This window comes from Pseudomonas sp. 7SR1 (assembly GCF_900156465.1).
GTDB lineage: Bacteria > Pseudomonadota > Gammaproteobacteria > Pseudomonadales > Pseudomonadaceae > Aquipseudomonas.
Genome location: NZ_LT707064.1, coordinates 5,160,226 through 5,182,777 on the forward strand (window position 1 = coordinate 5,160,226; position 22,552 = coordinate 5,182,777).

Below are 22,552 nucleotides of genomic sequence, written 5' to 3' on the forward strand. Positions count from 1 at the left end.
TTCACCGAGGATCACCGGGTGGCGAACCCGCCACCCGGCACTTCACAGGAGTGTCGATATGAAAGCCAGCCTCTTGAGCCGACTGTTGTTACTGATCCTGTTGTTCAGTCCGGGGCTTTTTGCCCAACAGGACAGCAGCGCCGTGTACTTCACCATGGGGGTCCACAACAACGAGGGCTGCAACGAACAGAACGGCAACTGCATCGCCAGGCGCGCGCCGGGCGATCCTTCCGATCCATTCTTCCCCGCGTTCTGGATCAGCGACTGGACCATGTACCGGGTGATGCACAACTACGAGAAGAACCCGCCGCCCTATAGCGATCCGCCCAGCACCCTTGCCCCGGCGGACTACACCGTATCGCGAGGCACCAGCTATTACGACACGACGTACATTCCGGCCGATGGCGACGGCTTCGGTGCGATGATGGAGCACTACGAGAAATACTGCCTGCCGATCTTCCCGATCAAGAACAACAACTACACCTGCTCGTTCGTGTCCCTGGGCAACAAGGCGTACTTCCTGACCTACCCGCAGGACCGCCCCAGCGACATGCCGGCCTGCTGCATGTTTTCACCGATGAACCATCCGCCCCGGCAAGACTTCATCAAGCACTTGCCCTACAGCGCCGAGCGCAGCAAGCACCTCGATGGCAGCGTCCAGGCCTACGCCGTGGACGTTGACTCTCCCCAGGGCCCCATCCTTTTCGGTTACGCCTTCTACAGGAAAATGACCGGGCAGCCGCCCTATCGGCATCCGCAGTCATTCTATTTCTCCGGTGACGCCAAGGTCGCCGATGCGCCCATCGTCAGCCAGAACTACACCAACTTCCGCATCGCCAGGCCAGACCCGGCCCAGACCTGGGCCCAGGTGGCAGCGATGTGCCCGTCAAACCCGCCGCCCTGCCAGTTATTCGAGCCGCCAGCGTCCCGGAGCAACGGCCAGAAAGCCCAATGGAACAAGCTCATGCAGCGCAAACCCTGATCAAGGACGAAGCATTATCATGAACACTTCTCTTGGTTTTACCGCGATGCTACTGAGTGTCGTCAGCCTGCCTGCGCTCGCCCTGGCACCGTCCCAGCAGGACACGCCGAAGCCGACCACGACCCTCAATTGCCAGCCCCCCAACACCGCGCCTGCCGCCAATGCCAGCCAGGATCTGTTCGATCAATACAGCTGGCAGATGTTCATCGCCTTGAACTGGCCGGCACAGGACGGCCAGCGTGGCGACCCCAATTGCAACAAGCAACCCGGGGACCCCGGCTACACAGTCTGGCAGACCTACAAGAGCGTGGAAGAAATCTTCCTGCCCCAGGGTACCGACCCCGGCCCGTGGAACAGCCCGCAGCGGGCAAAGAGCCTGGCCATCATCAACATTGCCGCGCTGAAGAACAGCTCGCTGGTGAACGCCGTGGACCAGGCCGTCGGTGGCTGGCTGATCGACCAGGCAGGCAACCCCACCTACTACGATATCTCGGCCAACGAAACGTCCTATGACTACATCGTCGACAACCAGTACTACAACGCCGATGTGGTCTCCAAGGCCAGCAACATCGCCTTTCCCAACGGGGTCATCGAGGTCAAGTCGAGCTGGCGCATCCTCACGTCCAGCGACAACGCCAGCCGCTACCTGACCCAGTTTGCCCGCGTCGCGACGTTCGACGACCAGGGCCGCCGCACCGGTGTCACCGAGGCGTACCTGGGCCTGGTGGGGCTGCACATCATTACCAAGGCCAACGGGTACCCGCAGTGGATCTGGTCGACCTTCGAGCAGGTCGACAACGTACCGCCCAAGGCACTGGTGAACGGCAAGTGGATCGATCAACCGGCCGCAGGCACGGCCTATTCCTACTTCAACGCCGCGGCGCCCGTTACCAGCCTCAACCAGTCGCCCTGCGACTGGCAGACCCAGGGTACGCACCTGGTCTGCGTGCCCAAGGCCGGCACGACGTTCCAGACCCCGAACCCATTGAACCGGGTCACCCCGATTGCCGATGTGACCAACGGCGTCAACGCCAATTACCAGTCCGATCCTGGCCTGCAAAAAAGCGTGCTCAAGTACTACCAGCTCATCACTACCCAGCGCCCGCTGATGCCCGACAACCCCAGTAATCCCCTGGGCCAGCCGACACCGTCGCTTTCGGCCAACGTGACCATGGAAAGCTATATCCAGCCCAACAGCAGCTGCATGAATTGCCACTCCATGGCGACACCGGTCAGGAGCCCCTACAAATCCGATTTTTCCTATCTGTTCAAATTCGCCAGTTCGCCTGTCATCAAATCCATCAAGGACGAGGAATAGATCATGAGCATCCTGAACGGACCCCGACTGAATTTCTGGGGCGGCATCCGCACCGATGTCAGCCTGCCGAACAACTCTCCCACCATTCCCTACAACGGCAACGAGGAGTGGCCGCTGTTCGACCTGACCACTTCGACCCTGGCGCCAGGGGCCCAGTCCTATACCGACGAGCAGTTGAACGACATGATCAACGCCCCCAACGGCACCTACTACACCGCCGGCGGCTGGAATCACTACGGGCAGCACGTCGTCGACATGCAGAACGCCCTGATCAGTTCCCAAGGCGCGCCAGGCGGCATCAGCACCACCGGCGATCTGGTGGGCCAGCCGGTCTACCTGCTCGGTTCGGTGGACCCGGTGACCGGCCAAGGGCCGGTGTCTGGCCCGATGATGGTGGACCTGGATCCCTCCGGAACGACGACCACGCAGATCTTCGTTGGTGGCCTGCAGATCGGCGGCAACAGTGACATCCAACTGCTGATCCACAGCAATACCGTGTGCAGCAGTCTCGACGTGGCGGTTCGTGTACTGCTCCCCAAATCCATGGACGCACCGGGCTCCTTCCACGCCAGCGGCACCTTCCAGCTGACCTTTCCCTTGAGCAGCATCGTCAGTTGGAACCAGAACAGCGCCGGGTTGCGCTCGATCATCCAGGCGCCGGGGGCGACGGGCATCGTCCTGCGTTTCGTCATGTTCGAGATGTGCCCGACGATGACCACCGAACAACTGGACGCCGATTATGCCGCCGGCAAATACACACCCAACCCGAGCATCGGCCGGGTCATCGGCACATTGGCCCCGGCCTTCGCCGATGAGCCGCTGAACTGTCAGCCGGGCCGGCAACTGGTCAACCAGGCGACCGGGGGCACCGGCTACGCCGAACTGGGGGAGAAAAACGGTTACCTGAGCATCGACATGGTGAACGTCATCCCCAAGGAAACCTTCCGGGCTGTCCGGGACGACATCACCAGCCCCATAGGGCCCAACGCCGACTACGGCCCCGTCACCTTCACCGCCGGCACCACCACCCTGGCGACCCTTGAACCGACCAGCCGCTTCCTGTCCGACTACTACGTCTATGGCGGTATCGTCGACCTGCCCATGACCTTCGATCAGCAGCAGGCCGTGCAAACCAGCGCCCTGGCGATCAATGCGCCCGGCAAGGTCGCCACCACAACGCTGCAAGCCACCGAATCGACCTATCGGGTCTACGCCGACCAGCGCAACGTCTATCTGGATGACTACCCCAACGGACTGTCGATCACCCTGCAAGTCCGCTACCTGGGCGGCCCGGTGACCAGCACCACCGAAATCGGCCTGCAAGCGGGACCTTCTGCGGTGTATACCGATCCGCAATATTGGGACTTCCTCGACTTCCCCGCCTCGCTCACCTTGGACAGCGGCCAGTTGTCGGTCAGTTTTCCCGTCACCCTCAAACCGGACAGCGCCGCCCAGGCGGGCTTCGTCGCACTGACCTACACGGCCAACGGCAGTGCGGCCAGTGCCTACTTCACCAACATGCGCAAATACGCCCAGACCGATTTCGGCATCCCCACGGGCACCACCATCACCTGGCCGCTGATGTATCCCAACGTCCTGCGTTTCCATTACCTGGCCTTCCCCGCGATGTCGCGCTACGTCCCGTTGAACCAGCCCGACGCAATCATGGGCGCGAAGAATGCCATTCTCGCCCGGACCTCGGACGCCTACAAAGGCACCACATTGTTCATGCCCGTGGTGCGTTCCATGTCGCCCTGCCAGCGGGCGCTGCTGCGGGCCTACCTCACCGGGGAACCGTGGCAAGCGCCGCAGTGATCACGCCCCTTGCCCCATGGAGAGAGCCCCCATGCCCATCCAGATCCCGGCGCAGCCCAACGAAACCCTGCGCCCCAGCACCCTCATCGCCGAGGGCCTGCTGAACCCTCGCGGCGTCTGCGTGCAGGTCGATGGCAGCCTGCTGCTGGCCGAGGCCGGTTCCGGCCTGCCGCAGCAGACCTTCAGCGGTCGCATCACGCGCTGGCGTCCCGATCCCCATGTACCCGGTGCCTATCTGCCGCCGGAGGTCGTGGCAGACGGCTTGCGCGCCATGAACATGCAGGCGCGCATGTTGCGCGATGAAATCATGGGCCTGTCGGATATCGCCTGCGGCGAGGGACGCTGCCTGGCCAGCCAGACCGACTACGTCGACGGATCAAGGCTGCTGGACCTGCAATACACGCCGCCCGAACCGGTGTTTCACAGCCGCGGCAATCTGAACGCGCTGTGTTACCACCCCTCTCGCCACAGTTGGCTGGCCGTCAAACCCGATACCAACCAGTTGGTGGAGTTCGTCATCGGACAGGACGAACGCGTGTTGGTCCAGTTGCCCGAACTGGCGCAAGGCCAGGAAGCCGTACCGGTGACCCTGGTGTACGAACCGGCGACGGAGGCCGTGCTGATCAGCCTGTTTTCCGGCGAACTGCGAGGCGACCCAAGCCGCAGAGGCATCGACTTCGCCGACAAGGCCGGCCAGGTCATTCGGGTCCACCCCGACAGCGGGCAGATCGAACGGCTGATCAGCGGCTTGCAACTGCCCACGGGCGTGGCGCTCTGCCCGAGAGGGAACGTGTTGGTGCTGGAGCTCTGCGACAGCCTGCAGCAACCCCTGCTGCCCGACTGGAACGGCGAGGTCCGGCATGGTGGCTTCACCCGGTTCTCGGGCCGGCTGTTGAGCTGCAATCTGCAGACAGCCCAGGTCGATGTGCTGGCCCGGAATCTCGATACCCCGTCCAACCTGTGTGTGGTGCAGCACGCCGTGCTGGTAAGCGAAGGCATGGGCCTGATCGGAAGACCGTTGCCCACGCCAGACCATCAGATCGTCCCACTCAGTGGCAGGCTTCGCCGGGTATCGCTCTGATCGACCGCGCGGCGGGGCATTCCTGTCCCCGCCGCCGTCGATGCCCTGGAATGGAAAACGCTTCCAAGGCAGGCTCGTCTACCATCCCCGGCCGCTACCGTGAACAGGCAGCCAGGCTGCGGTCAGCCGGAACAGGATACGAATCGAGTCATGGCGCCCATCGCGTGAAGACGAAGTCATGGTTCTGCACGCGCGCCTGGTGACAGGCGAAGCAGGTCTGGTGCTGTGCTTCATCGGCGGGCTTGCCGTTGATGAAGCGACCGAACCCCCAGCCACCGGTCGATGCGTACTTGCTGGAGTCCTTGACCATGACCTGGACGGTGGTGGCCGCGCCGGGAATGGACGCCGGTTCGAACTCCGGCGACTGGACGTGTTTCCAGGCCAGCTTGACCAGCACCGTGCCGTCGGGGAATGGCAGCGTAGACGCCTGGTAGGCCTTGATCGCCAGGTCATTGCCCAATACGGCCCGGAGCTCGTCCAAGGGCGCGGCCTCCTGTGCCGGCGCCACGAGCGCCCATTGGCGGTAGCCGTCGGGCAGCTTGACGCCGTAGATGGGTGAGACATCGCCGCCGCCCGTGTCGCCCAAGGCGACGCCGGCGAAGGTGGCCATGGCGGCAGTCAGCAAGGTCAGGTATCGGATTTTCATCATCGATCTCCTTGTACCCCACTCACAGATGATCGGCATCGATCACCGCCTGGGCGAAAGCCTGCGGGGCCTCCTGCGGCAGGTTGTGGCCGATGCCACCGCTGATCAGGCGATACTCGTACTTGCCGGTGAAGCGCTTGGCATAGGCCTCGGCAGGCGGATGCGGTGCCCCGTTGGCATCGCCTTCGAGGGTGATGGTCGGCACGCCGATGGACGGGAACGTCGCCAGTTTCTTCTCCAGCGCATCGTAGCGGGCTTCGCCCTTGACCAGGCCCAGGCGCCAGCGATAGTTGAAAATGGTGATGGCGGCATGGTCGGGGTTCTGCAAAGCGGCGGCGCTTCGGTCGTAGGTGGCGTCATCGAAGTTCCACTTGGGCGAGGCCAGTTTCCAGATCAGCTTGGCGAAGTCATGGGTATTCTTCTCATAGCCCAGACGACCACGCTCCGTCGCGAAGTAGAACTGATACCACCACTGCAACTCGGCGGCCGGCGGCAGCGGCGCCTTGCCCGCCGCCTGGCTGCCGATCAGGTAACCACTGACGGCGACCAGCGCCTTCACCCGCTCCGGCCTTAGCGCCGCGACGATGTCGGCCGTGCGTGCGCCCCAGTCATAGCCGCCGAGCACCGCCTGCTTGATGTTCAGCGCGTCCATGAAGTCGATCAGATCCTTGGCGAGGGCAGCGGGTTGACCGTTACGCACGGTCCTGGCCGAAAGAAAACGCGTATCGCCATAACCCCGGGCATACGGAATCAGCACCCGATAGCCCTTCTCCGCCAGCGCCGGCGCCACGTCGGCGTAACTGTGGATGTCGTAGGGCCAGCCGTGCAGCAGGATCACCACCGGCCCGTCCGCAGGCCCGACTTCGGCATAGGAGACATCCAGCAGGCCCGCCTTGACATGCTTCAGGGGACCGAACGAAGTGTGGCTGCCCGGGGTAATGGCGCCGATGGTGCTGGCCGGTACTTCGGCGGCGCTCGCCTGCGCCGAGGCAGCGCCCAGTTGCAGCAAGGCAATCGCCAGGACAGACGGCGCGAGCAGACGCCGAAGGCGCGGTGAAAAGGTTGGGGTCGACAGAGTCGTGGCCATGGTGAATCTCCCGTGGGGACGGCAAGTAGCGGTTCGAAATGTGAGATCGGTTGGAAGCGGTTCGCCAACGGATTTACCCGAGGCAAGACGGCCCTGCGCTGTCTCGATGAGATCATTTGATGCCGGGGAGGTGTCTCGGATGTGTCACGGCGGCCCGTTTAAGCAACAGTCCGTATCGATGCGGGGTTTTGTTACATAGAGATACAAAAGCGATCGAGGCGCTTCCAGGGCTGTTGCAGCCCTGGGTATCGCACGGCAGGTCTATCGGTTAGCGCCGGCCTGCTCTCTCACACGGGCCAACACCACCTGCAGGGGGTGCAGCACCGTTGTGCCCTCCTGGCGCTTGACCTGGCTACGACAGGAATAACCATCGGCGACGACACGTCCCGTCTGGTTGAACCGTTGGATGAGCGGTTTCCAGGACTGTCCGTAGATCGTGTCCGAAGTCCTGGCATTGCGTGCTTCGTGGCCGTAGGTTCCGGACATGCCGCAGCAACCGCTGGCCGGGACGTGAAGGGTCAGCCCCACGCCTTCGAAAATCTTCTGCCACAACGTGACGCTGCCTGGCTCGTTGGTTTTTTCCGTGCAGTGAGGCAGGAACTGATACGGCTCATCGGCCTTCGTGACATCAAGCTGTGGCAGCACATCGGCAAGCCACTCCTGGGCGAGCAGCACCCGGGGCGCTAGGCCGGCCGCCGTCTTGGTGTACTCCTGTCGATAGACCAGGGTCATCGCCGGATCGAGGCCCACCAATGCAATCCGGTACTGCTGCAGGCTCGACAACGTCTGCCCGTTGAAGCGGGCGGCCTTCTCGAAAGCCTTGAGGAAACCCTGCACCTGCAGCGGCTTTCCATTGGGCGCATACGGTGCCAGGTAGACCTTGTAGCCGAGCCGAGCGATGAGCTCCACCCAGTCCACCAGCAACGGCGTTTCGAAAAAACGCGTGAAGGCATCCTGGACGAGAATCACGCTTTTGCCCCGCTGCGCCTCTGACAGCGCGGCCAGGCGTTCGGGAGTCGCCACTTCCACGCCCCAGTCGCGGCAAGCGGAGGCGAAGTCCACCAGGCTGAGCAGCGGACTGTCCACCATCCCGGCGGCCCGTTCGAGTACCCAGCGAACCGGCCGTGCGCCCATGACGAAATTGTAGAGGCGCGGCATCCTGGCGATATGGGGCACCGTATATTCCAGGGACCCGATCAGGTAGTCCTTGAGGGGGCGCAGATAGCGGCTGTGGTAGAGCTCGAGGAAACGCGAACGAAACTCCGGCACGTTCACCTTGACCGGGCATTGGCCCGCGCATGACTTGCAGGCCAGGCACCCGGCCATTGCCTCATAGACTTCGTGGGAAAAATCCCGCTGCCCCATTTTCTGCGCCAGGCTGTTGATAGCGCGACGGGCCATGCTCCAGGGGGCGGCGGCCCGCAGCCGGTCGCTCGCAGCCAGGACATCGACACCCTCCAGCTCCTGCCGCCTCAGCCATTCGCGTATCAACGATGCCCGGCCTTTCGGAGAATGGACTCGATTGCGCGTGGCTTTCCACGACGGGCACATGGCGTCATCGGGGTCGAAGTTGTAGCAGGCGCCGTTGCCGTTGCAATGCACCGCCGCGTCATAGCTTTTCCAGACGCGCTCATCGATGGTCCGATCCAGCTCGCCGCGCAACGTCACTTCGTCAACCCGAGTCAGGCGCGCGCCGGGAACCGTCGCCGGCGTGGCGATCTTGCCTGGGTTGAGTTGGTTGTTGGGGTCGAAAGCCGCCTTGAGCGCCTGCAAGGCCGGGTACAGGTCACCGAAATAGTCCGGCACATACTGCGACCTCAAGCCCTTGCCATGTTCGCCCCACAGCAACCCGCCATATTTCTGGGTCAGGGCCGCGACGGCATCGGAGACAGGCCGGACCAGGGCCGCCTGGGCAGGGTCCTTCATGTCCAGGATCGGGCGCACATGCAGCACGCCGGCATCGACGTGGCCGAACATTCCGTACTGCAAGCCATGGCTGTCCAGCAGGGCCCGAAACTCGAGGATGAAATCCGCGAGATTTTCGGGAGGCACAGCGGTGTCTTCGACAAACGGCTGCGGCCTGGCCTCGCCCTTGACGTTGCCCAACAGGCCCACCGCGCGCTTGCGCATCGCATAGACCCGCTTGAGCGCATCGGCACCGATGGCCAGCGTATGGCCCAGGCGCACCACCGAGGTATCGCGCTGCAAATGCTGCACGAATTCGTGGACCCGCTGCTGGAGCGCCTCTTCGTCGTCTGCGCTGAATTCAATGAGGTTGATCCCCAGCGTCGGCCTGGCGGGGTCTTCAGGGAAATACTCGGCGACGCCGTGCCAGACGATATCGTTCATCGCCAGCATCAGCACCTTGGAATCCACGGTCTCGATGGACAGCGGCTTCATCGCCATCAGTGCCTTGGCGTCTCGCAAGGCGTCCATGAATCCGGCATAGCGCACGTTCACCAGGATGGAATGCCTGGGGATGGGCAGGACGTTGAGTTTTGCCTCGACGATAAAGCCCAGGGAGCCTTCGGAACCGCAAAGCACGCTGTTGAGATTGAAGCGCCCGTCGGCTTCACGCAGGTGAGCCAGGTCATAGCCCGTCAGGCAGCGATTGAGTTTCGGAAAGGTGGTCTCGATCAGTTCGGCCTGGGTAGCGACGATGTCCAGGGCGCATTGGTAGACCTGCGCGACCCGATCGCCGCGACCGGCCAGCGCAGACAGTTGCGCCCCATCCATGGGCGAACTGGTGAAGCAGGCGCCCCCCAGCAACACCGTCGACAATTCAAGGACATGATCGCGGGTCTTGCCGTAGGTGCAACTGCCCTGGCCGCTGGCATCGGTATTGATCATGCCTCCGACGGTGGCGCGATTCGATGTCGAGAGCTCCGGCGCGAAGAACAACCCATGGGGCTTGAGCGCCGCATTCAACTGATCCTTGACCACGCCACTCTGCACCCTGACCCAACGCTCCTCGACGTTGATCTCCAGGATGCCGTTCAGATGACGGGACAGGTCCACCACCACCCCATCGGTCAGCGACTGGCCGTTGGTGCCCGTCCCTCCCCCGCGAGGCGTGAGCACCACCTGGCTGTGCTCGGCCTGGCCGGCCAACCGCGACAATAGCTGCACATCCTGCACGTCGAGGGGAAACACTGCCGCCTGGGGCAGGCGCTGGTAGATGGAATTGTCGGTGGCCAGGACCGTCCGGTCGCCAAGGTCGCGGGCGATCTCGCCGCGAAACCCCGCAGCCTGGAGCGCGTTCAAAAAAGCGTCATAAGTCGCTTCCTGGGCAGAGGAAGGCGCTAACCGGGCAATCATGTTGGGATTCCTGCAGGCTAAAAGCTAATCTATGCATTCTTATTACGCATGCTCAGGACAAGCCAAGCTGAACAGGCGCATGTGATTTCGCTGATTCTTGCGGCTATTGGTCCTTGAGACAAACGTAATTCCTGCTGGTTTTGCATGAGCGTTATGAATGAACCCGAGAAGATTGACGCCTTCGATGTCGCTGTTGATCGCCTTCGAAGCAGCCGCCCGTCATGGCAGCTTCACCAAGGCCGCCGACGAGCTGGCATTGACCCAGAGCGCTGTCAGTCGCCAGGTGCAGACCCTGGAGGCGCAACTTGAAATCGAATTGTTCAGGCGCGAGGGTCGGAAGATCGAATTGACGGCGGCCGGGGCCCTGTACCAGCACGAACTGACGGCGGCACTGGGTCGCATTCGAAGCGCTACATTGCAGGCCATTTCGTACAGCAGCAACGACGGCCCCCTGAACCTGGCGGTGCTGCCGACCCTGGGTTCGAAATGGCTGCTGCCACGCATGCATGAGTTCTATGCCCGGCATCCCGGGATACTGGTCCACATCCACTCCCGGATCATCCGCGAGGATGTCCAGGCATCCACCCAGGACATGAACGCGATCATCTGCGCCGGTCACGGCGAGTGGCCCGGCTACATCGCCCATGAACTGTTCCCGGAAAGACTGGTGGTGGTCGCCAGCCCCACGGCACTGCCCGAATATCGCACCCTGTCCCCCAAGGACATCACCGGACAGGTACTGTTGAACGTCGTATCGAGGCCCAGCGTCTGGCCGGACTGGTTCGACGCCCATGGCCTGGACCACCGGCACATGAGGTCCGGCCCCGGCTTCGAGCTCACGGCGCACCTGATCCAGGCGGTGTCCGCAGGCATCGGCATCGGCTTGATCCCCCACATCCTGGTGCAGGACGAATTGAAGCGCGGCGAACTGGTCGCCCTGTCCGAACCGATGGAAAGCGGGCGCAGCTACTTCCTCGCCTACCCGTCCCGCTACCAGCACCTGCCCTCGCTGAAGGCCTTCAGCCAGTGGCTGTTGTCACTACCGCTCCCCGATCAATGAGCCCTGGCGGTCGTGCAAAAAAAAATGGACCTCTTTTCAGAGGTCCATTTTTTTCACGGCCAGGTACGAGAAACGAGATTCACCTGGTCAGGGAATCTCAAGCGTCTCAGTTCCAGGGACGGTCTCCATGTTCGTCCTTGATGCGGGTCGGCAGGCCCATCACGTCCAGCGCCTTGAGGAAAGCCTCGGCGGGCAACTCCTCGACGTTGACCATGCGCTGCACGTCCCATTCGCCACGGGCAACCAGCAAGGCGGCAGCCACTGGCGGTACGCCGGCGGTATAGGAAATGCCCTGGCTATCGGTTTCCGCATAGGCTTCTTCGTGATCGGCCACGTTGTAGATGAACACTTCGCGCGGCTTGCCATCCTTGGTGCCCTTGACCAGGTCGCCGATGCAGGTCTTGCCGGTGTAGCCGGGCGCGAGGGAGCTCGGATCAGGCAGCACGGCCTTGACTACCTTGAGCGGCACGACCTCCAGCCCTTCGGCGGTCTTGACCGGTTGTTCCGAGAGCAGGCCGAGGTTCCTGAGCACGGTGAACACGTTGATGTAGTGCTCGCCGAAGCTCATCCAGAACCGCACGTTGGGCACGCCGAGGTTCTTGGACAGGGAATGCACTTCATCGTGACCGGTCAGGTAGAGATTCTGCGTCCCCACGACCGGCAGGTCGTCGGTACGCTTGACCTCGAACATGGTGTTGCTGGTCCACTCACTGTTCTGCCAGCTCCACACTTGTCCGGTGAATTCGCGGAAATTGATTTCCGGATCGAAATTGGTAGCGAAATACTTGCCATGGGAACCGGCATTGACGTCGAGAATATCGATCGAGTCGATCCGGTCGAAATACTGTTGTTGCGCCAGTGCCGCGTAGGCGTTGACCACACCCGGGTCGAAACCCACGCCGAGAATGGCCGTGATGTTCTTCTGCTGGCATTCTTCGAGGTGCTTCCACTCGTAGTTGCCGTACCAGGGCGGCGTCTCGCAGATCTTGCCCGGTTCTTCGTGAATGGCGGTGTCCAGGTAGGCCACGCCGGTATCGATGCAGGCGCGCAGCACCGACATGTTGAGAAAAGCGGAGCCGACGTTGATGACGATCTGCGATTCGGTCTCGCGGATCAGCGCCTTGGTCGCCTCGATGTCCAGGGCGTCCAGGGCGAAAGCCTTGATTTCAGCGGGTTGTTTGAGGCTACCCTTGGCCTTGACGCTGTCGATGATGGCCTGGCATTTGGAGATGTTGCGCGACGCGATAGCAATACGACCGAGTTCATCGTTGTGCTGCGCGCACTTGTGGGCCACCACCTTGGCGACACCTCCTGCACCAATGATAAGAACGTTCTTCTTCAATTTTCTCAATTCTCCTTTGCGCCAGTTACGAGAGGCTGGACAGATAGTCTTCGAACCCAAATTCACGAACCACCTCGACACTACCGTCGAGTTGTTTCACTACGATGGATGGCATTTTCAAACCGTTGAACCAGTTTTTCTTGACCATGGTGTAACCCGCCGCGTCGATGAACGACAGTCGATCGCCGATGGCCAGCGGACGATCGAATTGGTATTCGCCGAAGATGTCTCCGGCCAGGCACGACTTGCCGCATACCATGTAGGTGTGCTCGCCCTCGCTGGGCGCCAGCTTGGCGTTCAGGCGATAGATCAGCAGATCGAGCATGTGGGCTTCGATGGAGCTGTCCACCACGGCCAGGTGCTTGCCGTTGTAGAGGGTGTCGAGCACGGTGACTTCCAGCGAAGCGCTCTGGGTGATCGCCGCCTCGCCCGGTTCCAGGTAGACCTGCACTCCATACTTCTCGGAGAACGCCTTGAGGCGTGCGCAGAATGCGTCCAGGGCATAACCCTCGCCGGTGAAATGGATACCGCCGCCCAGGCTGACCCACTCGACCTTATGCAACAGATGACCGAAGCGTTCCTCGATAGTGCCCAGCATCTGGTCGAACAGGCCGAAATCGCCGTTCTCGCAGTTGTTGTGGAACATGAAGCCGCTGATCTGCTCGATCACCGCCTCGACCTTGACCGGGTCCCACTCGCCCAGGCGACTGAACGGACGGGCCGGGTCGGCCAGCAGGTAGTCGGAGCTGCTCACTTGCGGGTTGACCCGCAGGCCGCGCACCTTGCCTGCGCAAGCCTGGGCGTGACGCTGCAGCTGGCTGATGGAGTTGAAGATGATCTTGTCGCAATTCTCGATCATCTCCTCGACCTCGTCGTCGGCCCAGGCCACGCTGTAGGCATGGGTCTCGCCAGCGAATTTCTGGCGACCGAGCTTGAGCTCGTACAGCGACGAGGAGGTGGTGCCGTCCATGTACTGCTGCATCAGGTCGAACACCGACCAGGTGGCGAAGCACTTGAGCGCCAGCAGGGCCTTGGCCCCGGACTGCTCGCGCACGTAGGCAATCTTCTGCATGTTCGCCAGCAGTTTTTGCTTGTCGATGAGGTAGTACGGTGTCTTGATCATTTCGAGGCCCCCGGCAAGGCCAGCCAAAAAAGGATGCGCATTGTGCCTTCACTGGCCACAGATCGAAAGTGCAGCTTGCCGGATCGATTCGAAACACCCGCCAGGCGCCTGTCGCGCAAGCCCTCGCCAGAGCGCTCCCAGGCCCTGCGGGCGGTTTTTGGCAAAAAAATGCCACTCATCGAGTGGCCTTTACCGTGACACAAGCCAGAACGGTGATTCGTCCCTGGGCATTCACGCCGCCCTAGGTCTCGACGGCACTCATCCCCACGGGCGCCGTTTCCTGCCAGTCATCGGCCTGGCGCCCCAACTGCCAGCCCAGGTAGCCCCATAGCAGCGCGCACGCGGCGCCAATCACCGCCACCAGTGCGGCGCCCTGCCCCAGCATGTCCAGAAGGCTCTTGGCCCAGCCGCTCACGGCGTCGCCGCCACGATAGACCACGGTGTCGATGAAGTTCTTGGCCTTGTACTTGCTCTCGGCATCCAGGGGCGCGAAGAGCATTTCCCTCCCCGGCCGGACGAATGCGTACTCGCCGATCCGTCGCACGATCATCAACGTCGCCAGCAGCGCGAACCCGGGCGCCAGCGCCAGCCCCAGGAAGCCGACGCACATGATCAACGGCACGACCGCCAGCAACGTACGCACCCCCAGCCTGGGCGCGATACGCCCGCTGATGAACAACTGGGACACAAGTGCACCGGCCTGCACAATGATGTCGATGGTGCCGAAGACACGAACCTGCGCCTCACGATCCGGAAAATGCTCGTTCACCAGGCGCGCCTGTTCGAAATAGAGAAAGGTGCTGACCGTCGCCAGCAGCACCACGAACCCGGCGATCCCCAGCAGGTAAGGCGAGCGGAGCACGGCGCTCAGGCCGCTGAACGGATTGCCCCCCAAGGGCTGCCGGGGGCTCTGGGTCGGCGCGGCGCCTGGTCGCCCGGCCCCACCGGTCTCACGCCATCTCATCAGCGTCCGCTTCAGCACCAGCGTGGCGCCGAGCAACAGGGCCGCGATCAGCATCAACCCCGAAGCGCCCACCAGGCCGATGAGCGCCGCGCTCAGTGCCGGCCCCAGCAGGCCGCCGATGCTGGCCCCCGCCGCGATGAAAGCGAACAGGCGCTTGGCCTGGCCGCTGTCGAACACATCGGCCATCAGGCTCCAGGCCACGGATACGACGAACAGGTTGTAGACCGATATCCAGACGTAAAAGACCCGGGCCAGCCAGACGCTGTCCGGGGCGAACTGGAAGAACTCGACGAACAGCAAAAGGTTGATACCGAAGAAGCCATACACCCAGTCGATCAGGCGCAAGCGCGCAACCCGCGCGCTCAACCAGGCGAACAACGGAACGGCCGCCAGCATCACCAGGAAGGTCGCGGTGAACAGCCATTGCAGATTCTCCACACCGGCGGTGATCCCCATCGACTCACGGATCGGCCGCAGCATGAAATAACCGGCGAACAGGCAAAGGAACAGCAGGAAACCGCACAGCGCCGGACGCAGCTCATCGTCGCGGGCATTGATGGCGAGGCTCAGCCGGTGCAGATGTCGGTGCAGATAGTTTGGCGCACTCATGAAAGCTCCAAAGGTAACAGGCCAGAGAAACAGGCACGGGGCGTACTCCCCGTGCCCGGGGTCGCTTCACGGATAGCTGACCCCCGTGAGCCGCTCGGACAGCGTCCAGAGCCGGTCGGCGTCCGCCGTCCGCGTAGCCGCTGCCGGCACCTTGGCGAACCCCAGCGGACCGCGTTTTTCTTCATCGCCCACCGGACCGTAGTAGGCCCCGCCGACAGCCTCGCGGGCCGTGGCCGCATACAGCGTGGGCAAGGCTCCCTGCGCAGCGGAGTGGTATTTGTCCCGGTCCTCGGCCCAGCGCTGGCCGAACTCGCTGTTCAAGCCAGGGCCGCGCGCGATCAGTTCGGTGACCGCCACGCCGGGATGCGCCGCGATGCTGCGAATGCCCCAACCCTCGGCCTCGCTGCGCCGCTGCAAGGCAAAGGCCCAATGCAGGATGGCGAGTTTGGATTGCGCATAGGCCGCATAGGGCTGGTACGCCTGCTCGGACTGCAGGTCGTCGAAGTTCATCGCCCCGCGACCGGCGGCAATACTTGAAAGGCTCACCACCCGGGCGTCCTGGCTTTGCCGCAACAAGGGCACCAGCAGGCCGGTCAGGGCGAAGTGTCCCAGGTAGTTGGTTGCCAGCTGCATTTCAAAACCGTCGGCCGACGTACCTCGCTCGGGAGGCGCCATGATGGCGGCGTTATTGATCAACACATCGAGGCGCGGCAAGCGCTGATTGAGCTTTTGCGCCAGCTCGCGCACCGAGGACAGATTGGCCAGGTCCACGGACTCGAACTGCACCCTGGCGTCGGGCACCGCTTGCCGGATCCGCGCGATGGCCTCCGCGCCCCGCTCCGGGTTGCGCGCGGCGATGATGACTTCGGCACCGGCACGCGCGAGCGCCAGCGCATCCTCGTAGCCCATGCCGCTGGTGCCGCCGGTGACCAGGATGATCCGACCATCCTGGGAGGGCATGTCCTGCGTCGACCATTGCGGTTTCGGCGCGGCAGTATCAGCCGCTTCGATGCTCACCGCACCGAGCAACGTGACGCCGACGGTAAGCCCTCGGGCCAGTTTCACGAGTCGGCCCACAGGGCCCGTTGCAGATGTTGTCGTATTCCACATGATTGGAGATCTCTGTTCGAAGGATGAACTGCACCCGCACACGCTCACTGAAGCGTGCAGGCCTCGGTCAGTTGCAGGAAGCTGACCTGCTCTGTGCTGCCCTGGGTGTTCACGTAGGTCATATGGGCGCGCACGACCTCGCACGTTCGCGAGGGGGGTACCTCGATGCGAACGACCTTGGCGATATCCAGGGGCATGCCGTATTCATAGGCCGGGGCCCGCGTCTGTTCCTTGGCGAACAGTGACGGGCTGCCCAGGGGGACGACGGCCAGCAGACCGATGATGGAAACGGTTCGAATGTTCATGGTGCTCTCCACGACTGTCCTTTACCGGGATGGTGGTAGCACTCTAGGGAGTAGAGACTGACGTCAGGGTGACTGCTGACTGACAGGAAGATGTCAAACGCCGGGGTTCGCCGCAGCAGGCTCTTTACGAAGAGCCTCGAGCCTAAGGTCAGGCAAGGGGATAACGGCCGAGCAAGCGCAGTGGGCTGGCGTGCATGAGCATTACAGCGCGGTTTTCAACGCGGCATCAACGGGTATCAAGGCTTACAGCGCCTAGACCGAATCGTGGGGCAAGGCCTGGCTCATCAGGGAAAACCCGAAGGTATTGAAGCCGTCCTTGCTATGGGCGAACACGCGTCCACCGTGCATGGACGCCACCGCCCGCACGATGGAGAGGCCCAGGCCATGATGCGCATCGCTTCGCGCCCTGGCGGCGTCGGCGCGATAGAAACGCTCGAACAGATGTTCCAGGTGCACGGTGTCGATGGGATCGCCCGCGTTGGAAACGCTCACCTCTACCTGTATCCCCTGGCTCACCAGGTTCACCGTGATAGTGCTGGCCGGCACTGCGTAGCGCGCGGCGTTCTGCAACAGGTTGGCCAGGGAGCGGTGGAACAGCCGTCGGTCGATGCGCGCACGCATATCGCCCGTGACCACCACGTTCAACTGCCGGTCGAGCAGGACCGGCTCCAGGTACTCAACGGTCTTGCTCGCCTCCTCGTACAACGAGACATCGCTGAGCTCGGTCGCCCGCTGCCCGCTTTCGGCGCCGGCCAGGAACAACATGTCGTTGACCAGGGTGGCCATGCGCTCCAGCTCTTCGAGGTTGGACTGCAACAGATCCTGGAGCTCACCGACGTCGCGCCCGTGGGCCAGGGCGACCTGGGTCTGCCCGATCAGGTTGGTCAAAGGCGTGCGCAGTTCGTGGGCCACATTGGCGTTGAACCCTTCGAGCTGGCACCAGGCGGCTTCCTGGCGAGCCAGGGCACCGTTGAACGACACCGCCAGCTCCTGCAATTCGCCCGGCAATGCCTCGGTGTCCAGCCGCTGCTTCGAATCCCCCGGCGGCAGGCTGTTGGCCTGCCTGCTCAGGCGCCTCACCGGCCCCAGGCCGAAACGGGCGATCCAGTAGCCAAGCAGCGCCACCAGCACAACGCCCACGGCTGAAATCAGGATCAGGATCTTGGTGAAGTGTCCCAGGGTCTTCATGAACGGCGTCGAATCCAGCCCCACGATAAAGCGCAGTTCCGGACGGCTGCCCAGGGCGGGAATAGTCTTGACCAGCAACATCATCGGGCGAGCCCGATCCGGTATTTCCAGGGTGGAGAAGCCTTCCGGACGCTTCGACCAGTCCTGGCCATCCGGCATCTGCCCGCCGTAGCTGTAGGCCGGATTATCCACCACCACCCAGTAGCGCACCCGTTCATCGGCAGGCGTCAGGCCATCCAGCTTTTGTCGCAGGCCGACCCAGAACGCCGGCGAGTCGTATTTGGCGAGCACCGGATCGAGCACGGAATGGCGCAGGATCAGCTCGTTCTGCATCTGCTCGTTGAGCGACTGCTTCAACGAACAACGCAGCAGCGTTGCGCTGACCGAGGTGATCAGCATGGCGGCCAGGGCAAACATCAGGGCCAGCCGCCGGGCAATCGATCGCTTCATCATCGCTGTCCGACCTGCCGGCCATCGCTGTCGCGACTCTCCAGCACGTAGCCCATGCCACGGACAGTGTGCAGCAGCTTGCGCGGATACGGCGCGTCGACCTTGGCCCGGACGCGCTTGATCGCGACCTCGACCACATTGGCGTCACTGTCGAAGTTCATGTCCCAGACCTGCTCGGCAATCATCAGCTTCGACAGGATCTCGCCCTGATGCCGCGCCAACAGGCTCAGCAGGCAGAACTCCTTGGCCGTCAGGTCCAGGCGCAGCCCGCCCCTGGTCACCTTGCGCGCCTGCAGGTCGACCTCCAGGTCATCGATGCGCAGATGCGTCAGGTCGGCGGTGTCGCCGGCGCGACGCCGTATCAGGGCCTGGACCCGTGCCACCAGCTCGGCGAACGAAAAGGGTTTGCCCAGGTAATCGTCCGCCCCCTCTCGCAGGCCGCGCACCCGGTCATCCACCGTGCCCCGGGCCGACAGCATGATGACCGGGGTGTTCTTGTGCAGGCGCAAGCCTTGCAGCACGTCGTAGCCGTCCTTGCCGGGCAGCATCACATCGAGGATCACCACGTCGTAATCCAGCTCCAGCGCATAGTGCAGGCCATCGATGCCGTTGTTCGCCACATCGACGATATAGCCCAGTTCGCTCAAGCCACGATGCACATAGGAAGAAGTCTTTTCTTCGTCCTCGACGATGAGCAGGCGCATCAGGTACTCCTCTGGAAGCGGGACAGGCAGGCGACCACAGCCTGCATCAAGCCATTCCCCAGTCTAGATAACGAAAGTGTCCGGAGGCTGACCGCTTCCTGACATTCCTGTCAGAAAGGCTCGATGGCCGTATGGCTTGTCCCCCGCCTCAATCGTCGTTGAAAGGCGCATGCGGGTTTCGCTCTCCGGGCGGACCGGGCCGCTCAAGGGCGCGACAGGTCGAGGCGAAACCTTGCCCAGCCAGTTGCCCCTGCACAAAGGCAAAAGCCTCGTTCAGCGAGCCATGCAGCACCCCATCGTGCCCCAACCCGTCATAGAGCCGCCAGGAAACCTGGTTGCCGGCGGCACATAACGCCGCTGCGACCGCGTACTGGCGCAGCGGCGCAATCGTCCGGTCAGCCTGGCCAGTGGCGATCAGCACGGGGAATGGAATCGCTGCCTGTGGCATATCCGTCGTTGGCATGCGCAGCGCATCCAAGGCTTCGGGGGTGACGGTCAGAAGCTGTGACACGGAGTCGACCCGCAGCTCGCGTGATTTGAGGGCGATTTCACGGGTGCAGCCCCGCCGGGCAACCTCGAGCAGTTCAAGGCCTTTGGGCGTCAGCAGGTCTTCGATCCGCGGTGCGTTTTCCCGCAGGCCACCGGAGGCCAGCGACAAAAAGATCGTGTTGGATTGGCGCGCCGGCAACGCCACGGGACCGTCGGGAAAGGTGCTGTTCGGGGCCGTGAGCACCGCGCCGAGGATATTGAGCTGCGGCGCGTAGGTCTCGGCGAGTATCGCCGCGCCCAGCGCCGCGCCGCCGCCCTGGGACTGCCCGGCCAGGAACACGCGATCGGAAATCACCTGGGGGCCGATTGCCCGCGCCGCCCGGATGGCATCCAGGATCGAACGGCCTTCCGCCTGCCAGAACGTATAGGGATGGGGCCCCGGTCCGCCCAAGCCCTGATAGTCCGTCGCGACAACCGCGAAGCCACGCTCCAGCCAGCGATTGACATAGGCTGCGTCGCGCTCGCGCAATCCGGTCCAGGAAGGGGCGCAGCGGTCGGCGATTCCCAGCGTGCCGTGTGCCCAGGCCAACAGCGGCCAACCTTCGGACGGCGGTGCAACGTCCGGGAGGAACAGCACCCCGCTCACGGGGACCTGCCCCGAGTGCCAGCGTTGGTCGGTGGAGGTGTAGAGGATGCGCATCGCTTGCGAGGCGGCCGGCATCGTTTCCTGCAATGCCAGCGGCTCTTTTTTCAGAACGACACCGGGCAGCGCGGGCATTGCATCGGACCACCGATAGAACGGGGAAAGCGTCATGTCGCCTGCCGAAGGACCGGTCACAAGCCTGCCGTCGGTGGCGGCCGTCACCGCCAGGCTGGCCAGAAACACCGGCGCAAGCCGCGCGGCCATGGCGAAGGTTCGAAAAACCAGCATTGGACATTCACCTGACAATCAAGGAAAAGCCAGCGCCTCGCGCAACGCGGCGCCCTGGGTACGGATCACCTGTCGCACCACCGGTGCCACTTCATTGAAACGGATGAACCCGTGGGGCATGTTCGCAAGCACATCCAAGTGTGTCGCCACACCGCAGCGCCGCAGCTTGTCCGCGAGTTCCTGGTTCTCGTCGAGTAACGGGTCCAGCGCTCCGACCACCAGGCGCACGGGTGCAAGGCCCGCCAGGTCAGCCAGGATCGGCTGCACTCGCCAGTCGCGTTCGTCATGGGCCAGGTAGCTCGCCCAATAGGCACTCATGGTTTCGGCCGAAAGGTTCTGCCCGCCGTATCCGCCGAATCGTCGCCACGAATCGGAGGTGACGTTCCTGGAGTAGCTGCCGTAGAACAGGACCAGCTGTCGCAACGCGTCCACTCCCGCGTCGCGCAGGGCAATGGCGGCGCCCAGGGCCAGGTTGGCGCCGGCGGAATCCCCCGCCAGTACATACCCGCGTACCGGACAATCGGTGACAGCGTTCAGGCGGATGACCCGGCTCACGATGGAGACCACCTCGTTGAACGCCACAGGAAACCGGTATTCCGGCGACAGCGCATAATCGATGGACAGCACCGCCAGGCCGCTGTCGCGCACGAACTGGCGTAAAGGTGCGTCCCAGCCGTTGAGCGATCCATGCCGAAACCCTCCGCCGTGACAGTAGAACATCAGCGTCGGCGTCTCTTCGGCCTGCGGCCAATACAGCTTGCACGCCACCCGGCGACGGTTGACGCAGAACCCCAGCGTGCGCTCATAGGACAGCGGCACGCTGCCCTGGGTCGCCCAGGCGTTGATCCGCTCCAGTTGGGCCCGGACGCTTTGCACATCCCCGTGAACGACAGGAAGCAGGTCCAGTTCATGCAGGGTCGTCGCGACGGCAGCCAGATCGGGATGTACCTGGGGGTCAGCGGCCGCCGACGGGCTTGCACGGCTCATGGCGTGCCCCTTGGCACGGTGGCCTGCCGACCATCCGCGATGACGCAATGCCCGGGAGGATTGCCCCCCTGCAGGACCGCCATCGCGCACCGGGCAGCGATCAGATTGGTGCGATTGAGCCCTTCCACCGTGGAGGCCGCTACGTGCGGCGTCGCCACTACGTTGGCAAGCTGGATCAATTGTTCGCTGACGGCGGCAAGCGCCGGGTCCGACTCGCTTTCAAAAACATCGAGCCCCGCCCCCGCTATCAGGTCCTGTTGCAAGGCCAGCAACAAGTCCGCATCCCGCACCAACCCACCGCGTGCGGCATTGATCAGCACCGCGGAACGTTTCATCGACGCCAACGCCTGGCTGTCGATCATGCCCTGGGTCTGTGGGGTGAGCGGGGCGTGGAGCGTAATGAAATCGCTTTGCTTGAACAGGGTCTGCAGATCGACGAAACGACAACCCTGGCCGCTGCTTTCCAGTGCCTCATCCGGGTGAGGGATATGGATCAGGGTCGTGACGTCGAACCCGGACAGGCGCTGCACCACCGCCCTGCCGATCCGCCCCAGTCCCACCACTCCGACGGTCTTGCCGTACAGATCGCTTCCCAGGGGAATCGTCCAGTCGCCGCCGGCCAGGCCCGCCTGGCATTGCTTGAGCCTGCGACAGACGGCAAGCATCAGCCCCACGGTATGATCGGCGACACTGGCGTCGTTTCCGCCAGGTGCGATGGTCGCCACCTTTCCCGTGGCGACCACCGCCGCCGTATCGACACGCTCATACCCCACGCCTCGGCGAGCGATGACTTTCAGGCGCGGGAGTGAAGCCAACAGGTCGGCCGTCACGTTCGCATGCCCGACAATCCAGCCATCCGCTTCATTGAGCAGCTCGATCAATTGGCGTTCGTTCCAATGCCCCTCTGTTTGCCCGTGGGCAGGCTCGGCGATGACGACCTCGCAGTCGTTCGCCTGCAGGAAGGCGATGGCTGCGGGATCAAAAAAGCGTTGGGTGATCACTACTCTATGGCGAGGTTTCATCAGGGATTTCTCGATCGCTCA

The 22,552-nt window shown here is 63.1% G+C and carries 18 protein-coding genes; 5 read left to right on the forward strand and 13 right to left on the reverse strand.

Annotation, left to right across the window (positions count from 1 at the left end; all coding sequences use genetic code 11):
* The first annotated feature begins 58 nt into the window (after positions 1 to 58).
* The 4 genes from BW992_RS22660 to BW992_RS22675 are packed head-to-tail and all read left to right on the forward strand — an operon-like array spanning position 59 to position 5,196.
* Positions 59 to 982, forward strand: a complete 924-nt coding sequence (locus BW992_RS22660) for a hypothetical protein (RefSeq protein WP_072430519.1) — start codon at positions 59 to 61, stop codon at positions 980 to 982.
* 19 nt (positions 983 to 1,001) lie between these two features.
* Complete coding sequence (locus tag BW992_RS22665; protein WP_076407136.1) at positions 1,002 to 2,300, forward strand: hypothetical protein; 1,299 nt, start codon at positions 1,002 to 1,004, stop codon at positions 2,298 to 2,300.
* A gap of 3 nt (positions 2,301 to 2,303) precedes the next feature.
* A complete protein-coding gene (locus tag BW992_RS22670; RefSeq protein ID WP_072394743.1) occupies positions 2,304 to 4,115 on the forward strand; it encodes a hypothetical protein in 1,812 nt (603 codons plus the stop codon).
* A gap of 31 nt (positions 4,116 to 4,146) precedes the next feature.
* Positions 4,147 to 5,196, forward strand: coding sequence for a hypothetical protein (locus BW992_RS22675; protein ID WP_072430518.1), 1,050 nt, complete (start codon positions 4,147 to 4,149; stop codon positions 5,194 to 5,196).
* A 148-nt stretch (positions 5,197 to 5,344) separates the two neighbouring features.
* Here the strand turns inward: BW992_RS22675 and BW992_RS22680 are convergent, their stop codons facing one another.
* The 3 genes from BW992_RS22680 to ydiJ form a co-directional block, all read right to left on the reverse strand.
* Positions 5,345 to 5,842 (reverse strand): cytochrome P460 family protein, encoded by a 498-nt coding sequence (locus tag BW992_RS22680; RefSeq protein WP_072394740.1) that lies wholly within the window; start codon positions 5,840 to 5,842, stop codon positions 5,345 to 5,347.
* A gap of 22 nt (positions 5,843 to 5,864) precedes the next feature.
* On the reverse strand, positions 5,865 to 6,929 hold the full coding sequence (locus tag BW992_RS22685) for an alpha/beta fold hydrolase (RefSeq protein ID WP_076407137.1): 1,065 nt from the start codon (positions 6,927 to 6,929) through the stop codon (positions 5,865 to 5,867).
* 261 nt (positions 6,930 to 7,190) lie between these two features.
* Positions 7,191 to 10,247 carry a D-2-hydroxyglutarate dehydrogenase YdiJ gene (gene ydiJ / locus BW992_RS22690; RefSeq protein ID WP_076407138.1) on the reverse strand — a complete coding sequence of 1,019 codons (3,057 nt, stop codon included), beginning with the start codon at positions 10,245 to 10,247 and terminating at the stop codon, positions 7,191 to 7,193.
* Positions 10,248 to 10,404: 157 nt separating this feature from the next.
* On the opposite strand from ydiJ, the gene BW992_RS22695 reads away from it, so the two are divergent.
* Complete coding sequence (locus BW992_RS22695) at positions 10,405 to 11,307, forward strand: LysR substrate-binding domain-containing protein (RefSeq protein WP_072394734.1); 903 nt, start codon at positions 10,405 to 10,407, stop codon at positions 11,305 to 11,307.
* A gap of 106 nt (positions 11,308 to 11,413) precedes the next feature.
* On the opposite strand, the gene BW992_RS22700 is transcribed toward BW992_RS22695, so the two are convergent.
* From BW992_RS22700 to BW992_RS22745, 10 genes are all read right to left on the reverse strand, one after another.
* Complete coding sequence (locus BW992_RS22700; RefSeq protein ID WP_076407139.1) at positions 11,414 to 12,649, reverse strand: saccharopine dehydrogenase family protein; 1,236 nt, start codon at positions 12,647 to 12,649, stop codon at positions 11,414 to 11,416.
* A 25-nt stretch (positions 12,650 to 12,674) separates the two neighbouring features.
* Positions 12,675 to 13,772: a carboxynorspermidine decarboxylase gene (locus tag BW992_RS22705; protein ID WP_072394730.1), complete on the reverse strand. Its 1,098-nt coding sequence runs from the start codon at positions 13,770 to 13,772 to the stop codon at positions 12,675 to 12,677.
* Between the two features lie 241 nt (positions 13,773 to 14,013).
* Entirely contained in the window at positions 14,014 to 15,345 is a 1,332-nt protein-coding gene (locus tag BW992_RS22710) for an NTP/NDP exchange transporter (RefSeq protein ID WP_072430515.1), read from the reverse strand.
* 66 nt (positions 15,346 to 15,411) lie between these two features.
* Entirely contained in the window at positions 15,412 to 16,455 is a 1,044-nt protein-coding gene (locus BW992_RS22715; RefSeq protein ID WP_076407140.1) for an SDR family oxidoreductase, read from the reverse strand.
* Between the two features lie 44 nt (positions 16,456 to 16,499).
* On the reverse strand, positions 16,500 to 16,760 hold the full coding sequence (locus BW992_RS22720) for a DUF2790 domain-containing protein (protein WP_072394724.1): 261 nt from the start codon (positions 16,758 to 16,760) through the stop codon (positions 16,500 to 16,502).
* A gap of 252 nt (positions 16,761 to 17,012) precedes the next feature.
* Complete coding sequence (locus BW992_RS22725) at positions 17,013 to 18,398, reverse strand: heavy metal sensor histidine kinase (RefSeq protein WP_072394721.1); 1,386 nt, start codon at positions 18,396 to 18,398, stop codon at positions 17,013 to 17,015.
* On the reverse strand, positions 18,398 to 19,102 hold the full coding sequence (locus BW992_RS22730; protein ID WP_072430513.1) for a heavy metal response regulator transcription factor: 705 nt from the start codon (positions 19,100 to 19,102) through the stop codon (positions 18,398 to 18,400). Before BW992_RS22730 ends, BW992_RS22725 begins: the two co-directional genes overlap by 1 nt.
* A gap of 148 nt (positions 19,103 to 19,250) precedes the next feature.
* Entirely contained in the window at positions 19,251 to 20,522 is a 1,272-nt protein-coding gene (locus tag BW992_RS22735; RefSeq protein WP_083526329.1) for an alpha/beta fold hydrolase, read from the reverse strand.
* Positions 20,523 to 20,540: 18 nt separating this feature from the next.
* Positions 20,541 to 21,509 carry an alpha/beta hydrolase fold domain-containing protein gene (locus BW992_RS22740; RefSeq protein ID WP_072430512.1) on the reverse strand — a complete coding sequence of 323 codons (969 nt, stop codon included), beginning with the start codon at positions 21,507 to 21,509 and terminating at the stop codon, positions 20,541 to 20,543.
* The gene (locus tag BW992_RS22745; protein ID WP_076407141.1) at positions 21,506 to 22,531 is read right to left on the reverse strand and encodes a phosphoglycerate dehydrogenase; all 1,026 of its coding nucleotides are present in this window, start codon (positions 22,529 to 22,531) and stop codon (positions 21,506 to 21,508) included. The genes BW992_RS22740 and BW992_RS22745 overlap by 4 nt, the downstream gene beginning before the upstream one ends.
* Positions 22,532 to 22,552 lie beyond the last annotated feature (21 nt).

Excerpts from the sequence above, each read along its gene's own strand:
- BW992_RS22660 (WP_072430519.1), top strand. The coding sequence starts at position 59 with ATGAAAGCCAGCCTCTTGAGCCGACTGTTGTTACTGATCCTGTTGTTC.
- BW992_RS22665 (WP_076407136.1), top strand. The coding sequence starts at position 1,002 with ATGAACACTTCTCTTGGTTTTACCGCGATGCTACTGAGTGTCGTCAGC.
- BW992_RS22670 (WP_072394743.1), top strand. The coding sequence starts at position 2,304 with ATGAGCATCCTGAACGGACCCCGACTGAATTTCTGGGGCGGCATCCGC.
- BW992_RS22675 (WP_072430518.1), top strand. The coding sequence starts at position 4,147 with ATGCCCATCCAGATCCCGGCGCAGCCCAACGAAACCCTGCGCCCCAGC.
- BW992_RS22680 (WP_072394740.1), bottom strand. The coding sequence starts at position 5,842 with ATGAAAATCCGATACCTGACCTTGCTGACTGCCGCCATGGCCACCTTC.
- BW992_RS22685 (WP_076407137.1), bottom strand. The coding sequence starts at position 6,929 with ATGGCCACGACTCTGTCGACCCCAACCTTTTCACCGCGCCTTCGGCGT.
- ydiJ (WP_076407138.1), bottom strand. The coding sequence starts at position 10,247 with ATGATTGCCCGGTTAGCGCCTTCCTCTGCCCAGGAAGCGACTTATGAC.
- BW992_RS22695 (WP_072394734.1), top strand. The coding sequence starts at position 10,405 with ATGAACCCGAGAAGATTGACGCCTTCGATGTCGCTGTTGATCGCCTTC.
- BW992_RS22705 (WP_072394730.1), bottom strand. The coding sequence starts at position 13,772 with ATGATCAAGACACCGTACTACCTCATCGACAAGCAAAAACTGCTGGCG.
- BW992_RS22710 (WP_072430515.1), bottom strand. The coding sequence starts at position 15,345 with ATGAGTGCGCCAAACTATCTGCACCGACATCTGCACCGGCTGAGCCTC.
- BW992_RS22715 (WP_076407140.1), bottom strand. The coding sequence starts at position 16,455 with ATGTGGAATACGACAACATCTGCAACGGGCCCTGTGGGCCGACTCGTG.
- BW992_RS22720 (WP_072394724.1), bottom strand. The coding sequence starts at position 16,760 with ATGAACATTCGAACCGTTTCCATCATCGGTCTGCTGGCCGTCGTCCCC.
- BW992_RS22725 (WP_072394721.1), bottom strand. The coding sequence starts at position 18,398 with ATGAAGCGATCGATTGCCCGGCGGCTGGCCCTGATGTTTGCCCTGGCC.
- BW992_RS22730 (WP_072430513.1), bottom strand. The coding sequence starts at position 19,102 with ATGCGCCTGCTCATCGTCGAGGACGAAGAAAAGACTTCTTCCTATGTG.
- BW992_RS22735 (WP_083526329.1), bottom strand. The coding sequence starts at position 20,522 with ATGCTGGTTTTTCGAACCTTCGCCATGGCCGCGCGGCTTGCGCCGGTG.
- BW992_RS22740 (WP_072430512.1), bottom strand. The coding sequence starts at position 21,509 with ATGAGCCGTGCAAGCCCGTCGGCGGCCGCTGACCCCCAGGTACATCCC.
- BW992_RS22745 (WP_076407141.1), bottom strand. The coding sequence starts at position 22,531 with ATGAAACCTCGCCATAGAGTAGTGATCACCCAACGCTTTTTTGATCCC.